Annotated in this window: 5 protein-coding genes; all 5 read left to right on the top strand. The window is 71.4% G+C overall.

Translation table 11 applies throughout. From position 1 onward, the window contains the following. The coding region (locus LW587_RS23545; RefSeq protein ID WP_232632002.1) for a flagellar hook-length control protein FliK at window positions 1-676 on the top strand (676 nt) is incomplete at its 5' end. Between the two features lie 9 nt (window positions 677-685). Beyond that, the gene (locus LW587_RS23540) at window positions 686-1357 is read left to right on the top strand and encodes a flagellar hook assembly protein FlgD (protein WP_232632001.1); all 672 of its coding nucleotides are present in this window, start codon (window positions 686-688) and stop codon (window positions 1355-1357) included. A 130-nt stretch (window positions 1358-1487) separates the two neighbouring features. After that, a complete protein-coding gene (gene sciP / locus LW587_RS23535; RefSeq protein WP_009865968.1) occupies window positions 1488-1763 on the top strand; it encodes a CtrA inhibitor SciP in 276 nt (91 codons plus the stop codon). Window positions 1764-1975: 212 nt separating this feature from the next. After that, entirely contained in the window at window positions 1976-3607 is a 1632-nt protein-coding gene (gene fliF / locus LW587_RS23530) for a flagellar basal-body MS-ring/collar protein FliF (protein ID WP_232632000.1), read from the top strand. A 42-nt stretch (window positions 3608-3649) separates the two neighbouring features. Continuing rightward, a complete protein-coding gene (locus tag LW587_RS23525) occupies window positions 3650-4705 on the top strand; it encodes a flagellar motor switch protein FliG (RefSeq protein WP_232631999.1) in 1056 nt (351 codons plus the stop codon). Window positions 4706-4816 lie beyond the last annotated feature (111 nt).

The following is a 4816-nucleotide window of genomic DNA, read 5'->3' as shown; positions in this document are numbered from 1 at the left end:
GGCGGCGGGCTCCGGCCCGGCCGGCCGCCTTTCCCCCGGCGGCGCGGGCGCGGCGGGGGACCAAGTCGCCGCGTTCGAGGCCGCTCTCGCCGAGGCCGGAGGGGAAGCCGGTTCGTCCGGGACCGCGCCCGCCGCGGTTGCCCCGCCCGCTCCCCCGCCTCTCGCCCCGTCCGGCCCCGCGGCGGCCCCGGCTGCCGTGCCCGCCGACGCCCAGGCCCCGAACCCGGCGCCGCCGCCGATCCCCCTCGGCGCCGTGCCGATGACGATCGGCCTGCGCTCGCTGGCCGGCGCCAACCGCTTCGCGATCCGCCTCGACCCGGTCGAACTCGGCCGGATCGAGGTATCGCTCGACCTCGACCGGGCGGGGGGGACGGCGCGCGCCCATCTCGTCGTGGATCGCCCCGAGACCCTGGCCCTGCTTCAGCGCGACGCCGGCACCCTGCAGCAGGCGCTGGCCCAGGCGGGCTTCGAGGCGACCGAGGGCATCGGCCTGTCGCTGCGCGGCGAATCCGGCGATCCGGGCGCGCGGCAGGGCGGGCAACCGGGGAGCGACGGCCACCCCGCCGCCCGGCCGGGCGCCCGGACCGGCGCCCACGCAGGCGAGCCCCCCGCACCCATCGATCCCGCCGCCTTCCGCCGCCTGCGGGCCGTGGGCGGCCTCGACATCCGAATCTAGGAGGCCGGCATGACCGCAGGCATTGCGAGCACCACCAGCATCGCCGGGGCGAGTGCGGCCTCGACCGTCGACACCAAGGCGATCGCGGGCAACTTCACCCAGTTCCTGACCCTGCTGACGACGCAGCTACGGAACCAGAACCCGCTCGACCCGATGGACACCAACCAGTTCACCCAGCAGCTGGTGCAGTTCGCCGGCGTCGAGCAGCAGCTCAAGACCAACGACCAGCTCGGCACGATCCTGGCGAACTCCAAGGCCTCCGCCGCCGCCTCGACCTCGGCGCTCATCGGCCGCTCGGTCGTGGCCGACGGCGCCACCACCGACCTGACCGGCGGCAAGGCGAACTGGAGCCTGAACCCCGAGCGGGCGGCGGCCCGGGCGCTGATCACGATCAAGGGCGCGGATGGCAGCGTGGTCGCCACCAAGACGACGACCCTGAAGGCCGGCGCCCAGGACTTTTCGTGGAACGGCGCCACCGCGTCGGGGCTGACCGCCAAGGACGGGCGCTACACGATCACGGTCGATGCCATCGACGCCACGGGCGCGAAGGTCGCCGTCGACACCAAGGTGAGCGGCAAGGTGGACGGGGTCGACCTCAGCGGCAGCGAGCCGGTGCTGACGATCGGCACCGCGCGGGTTCCGGCCTCGGCGGTCAAATCGCTCGTTGCCACAAGCTCTTGATGCAGTGCGGCAAGCCTTGTCCACACCCCCCGTCGTCGGACGAATCGCATTCGAGCGACCCACTTCAAGAACTTTTAAGCGGGCGCAAGTAGCTTGGCCCTCGACAGGTCAGTCGAGTGTAGAGCGTATCATGACCGAGACACCCCGGCCGCGCGTGAAGTATGTGATCGGGCCCGACGGCAGCCCCCTGACGATCGCCGATCTCCCCCCCGTCACCACCCGCCGCTGGGTCATCCGCCGCAAGGCCGAGGTCGTCGCCGCCGTCCGCGGCGGCCTGCTCAGCCTCGAGGAGGCCTGCCAGCGCTACACCCTCACCACCGAGGAGTTTTTGAGCTGGCAGTACTCCATCGACCAGCACGGGCTCGCGGGGCTGCGCACCACGCGCATCCAGCACTACCGGCACTGAATTTCTCAGAACGGGCCGTCGTTTGCGCGGCGTTGTCCGCGCAGCGTCTCAAGAGCCGCCTCCGGGAGACCGGGGCGGCTCTCGTCGTTTCCGACCCGGCGGCCGCCGCCGCGACCCGCCCGTTAACTCCCCGCTAACCATCGCCTGGGCAATTCTTGCCGAGTGGGCGCCGGATCGCGCCCGCGCTGTCTTCGTCGTGGGCGTGCCGGGCCGTGAAACCCATCCTCGAACTGGTGACGAAGCTCGGGCCCGCCCGCATGGCCGCGATGGTGGCGGTGACCCTGACGCTCGTCGGCTTCTTCGCCTTCGTGATCCTGCGGGTCTCGCGCCCCGATATGGGCGTGCTGTTCGCCGACCTGACCATGCAGGATTCCGCGGCCGTGATCCGCGAACTCGACACCCGCGGCATCCCCTACGAGACCAAGGGCGACGTGGGCCAGACCGTGCTCGCCCCGCGCGCCGACCTGCCCCGGCTGCGCATGGACCTCGCCGGCAAGGGCCTGCCGAGCCAGGGCGGCGTCGGCTACGAGATCTTCGACAAGGGCGACGCCTTCTCGTCCACCAGCTTCGTCCAGAACGTGAACCACCTGCGGGCGATGGAGGGCGAGCTCGCCCGCTCGATCCGCGCCATCGGCCGGGTCCAGGCGGCCCGCGTCCACCTCGTCATGCCGGAGCGGCGCCTGTTCGAGCGCGACCGCGAGGCCCCCTCGGCGGCGATCGTCGTCAAGCTGATGGGCGACCTCGATCCGAGCCAGGTCCGGGCCATCCGCCATCTGGCCGCTTCCGCGGTCGAGGGCCTGAAGCCCGAGCGGGTCTCGATCGTCGACGAGCGCGGGCGGCTCTTGGCCGACGGTGCCCGCGGCGCCGAGGCCACGGGGGCGGGCGCCCTGGAGGAGCGGCAGGCCGGCATCGAGCGGCGCCTGCGGGCGCAGATCGAGGAGATCGTCGCCGGCATCGTCGGCCAGGGCCGCGCCCGGATCCAGGTCGCCGCCGAGATGGACCTCAACCGGGTCGAGAGCCGCTCGGAGAGCTTCGATCCCGAGAGCCGGGTGGTGCGCTCGACCCAGACCCGCTCCGAGACCTCGCTGACCGGCGGGGCCGAGGGGCAGGTGACGGTGGGCAACGAACTGCCCGGCGCCACCCCGAACCAGGGCCAGCCGACCCAGAAGGACAGCGCCCAGAAGAACGAGGAGACCACGAATTACGAGATCTCCCGGGTGACCAAGGTCGAGACCCTGGAGGGCGGGCGCCTCAAGCGCCTCTCGGTGGCCGTGCTGGTCGACGGCGTCTACGCGCCCGGCGCCGACGGAAGGCCCGCCTACCAGCCGCGGCCCGCGGCCGAGATCGAGCGCATCGCCGCCCTGGTGCGTACGGCGGTGGGCTACGACAAGACCCGCGGCGATCAGGTCGAGGTGGTCAACCTGCGCTTCGCCGAAGGCCCCGCCGCCGCCGAATTCACCGAGCCCGGCCTGATCCAGTCGCTCCTGAGCCCGACCAAGGAGGAGGTGATGCGCCTCGTCGAGCTCGCGGTGCTGGCCCTGCTCACCCTGATCGTCCTGATGGCGGTGGTGCGCCCGCTGCTCAAGCGCGTGCTCGAATCGGAGGCGCCGGCGGCGGCGCTCGCCGGCCCGGCCGGCGCCCTCGCCCTCGCCGGGGCCGGCGGCCCCGCGGCCGAGGTTGCGGCCGAGACGGTCGTGCGCGAGAGCAGCACCAACCGGTTCCTGGAATCGGCCCGGATCAACGGTCAGATCCAGGCCGAGACGGTCGAGCGCGTGGTCGACATGGTGCGAGCGAGCCCGTCCGAGACGGTCGAGGTGTTGCGCAACTGGATCCATGACACCTGAGGCGCGGAGGATGAGCGAGCGTCACGGAACGAGGGGAGCAGCATGGCCTCCGGCCTGAACTTCACCGCCGCCCTGGAGAGCATCGACGCCTCCGCTGCCTTCGCGCAGATGCCGGGGCCGCAGCGGGCCGCCGCGCTGCTGCTGCTGCTCGGCGATGCCGAAGGTGCGCCGATCTGGCAGCGGCTCGACGAGGAGGAGGTCAAGATCGTCTCCCACGCGATGGTGCAGCTCGGCTCGCTCGAGGCCGGCACCGTCGAGAAGCTGATCGTCGACTTCGTCTCCCGCCTCTCCTCGGGCGGGGGCATGACCTCGAACTTCGAGCGCACCGAGGCGCTGCTGCTCAAGATCTTCCCGCCCGAGCAGGTCTCCTCGATCATGGCGGAGATCAAGGGCGCGAGCGGCAAGCGCGTCTGGGGCTCGATCGTCCAGATCGATCCCGAGATCCTCGCGAACTTTCTGCGCAACGAATACCCGCAGACCGTGGCCGTCGTGCTCTCGAAGGTGCGGGCCGACTACGCCGCCAAGGTGCTCACCATCCTGCCGGAGGAGTTCGCCATCGACGTGCTCAACCGGATGCTGCGGATGGAGACGGTGCAGAAGGAGGCCCTGCGCCACATCGAGGAAACCTTGCGGGTCGAGTTCGTCTCGACCATCGCCCAGACCACGCGCCGCGACGCCCACGAATTGATGGCCGACGTGTTCAACGCCTTCGACCGCCAGACCGAGACCCGCTTCCTCGCCGCGATCGACCAGGCCAATCGCGGCTCGGCCAAGAAGATCCGCCAGCTCATGTTCACCTTCGAGGACCTGCTGAAGCTCGATCCGGGCTCGGTCCAGACCCTGATGCGCAAGGTCGACAACGACACCCTGTGCCGGGCGCTGAAGGGCGCCGACGAGCGGGTGCGGGCCTTCTTCATGGGCCAGATGTCGACCCGCGCGGCCAAGAACCTCACCGACGAGATGGGCTCCATGGGCCCGATCCGCCTCAAGGAGGTCGACGAGGCCCAGGCCAAGATGACGGAACTCGCCAAGGAGCTGGCCGAGAAGGGCGAGATCATGATCGCCAAGAACGGCGGCGAGGAGGAGCTGGTCTACTGATGCGCGCCTCCCGCCCTTTCCTGTTCGACACCGATTTCGGGCGCCCGCGCGGGCCCTCCCCGGCGCAGGCCGAGGCCGAGGCCCGGGCCGCCGCCGAGCGCGACACCGCGG

This window comes from Methylobacterium sp. Leaf118, from assembly GCF_920984675.1.
In the GTDB taxonomy this organism is placed as follows: Bacteria; Pseudomonadota; Alphaproteobacteria; order Rhizobiales; family Beijerinckiaceae; genus Methylobacterium.
Note: the sequence above shows the minus strand (reverse complement) of the source record. Positions and strands in the feature narration are given on the sequence as shown.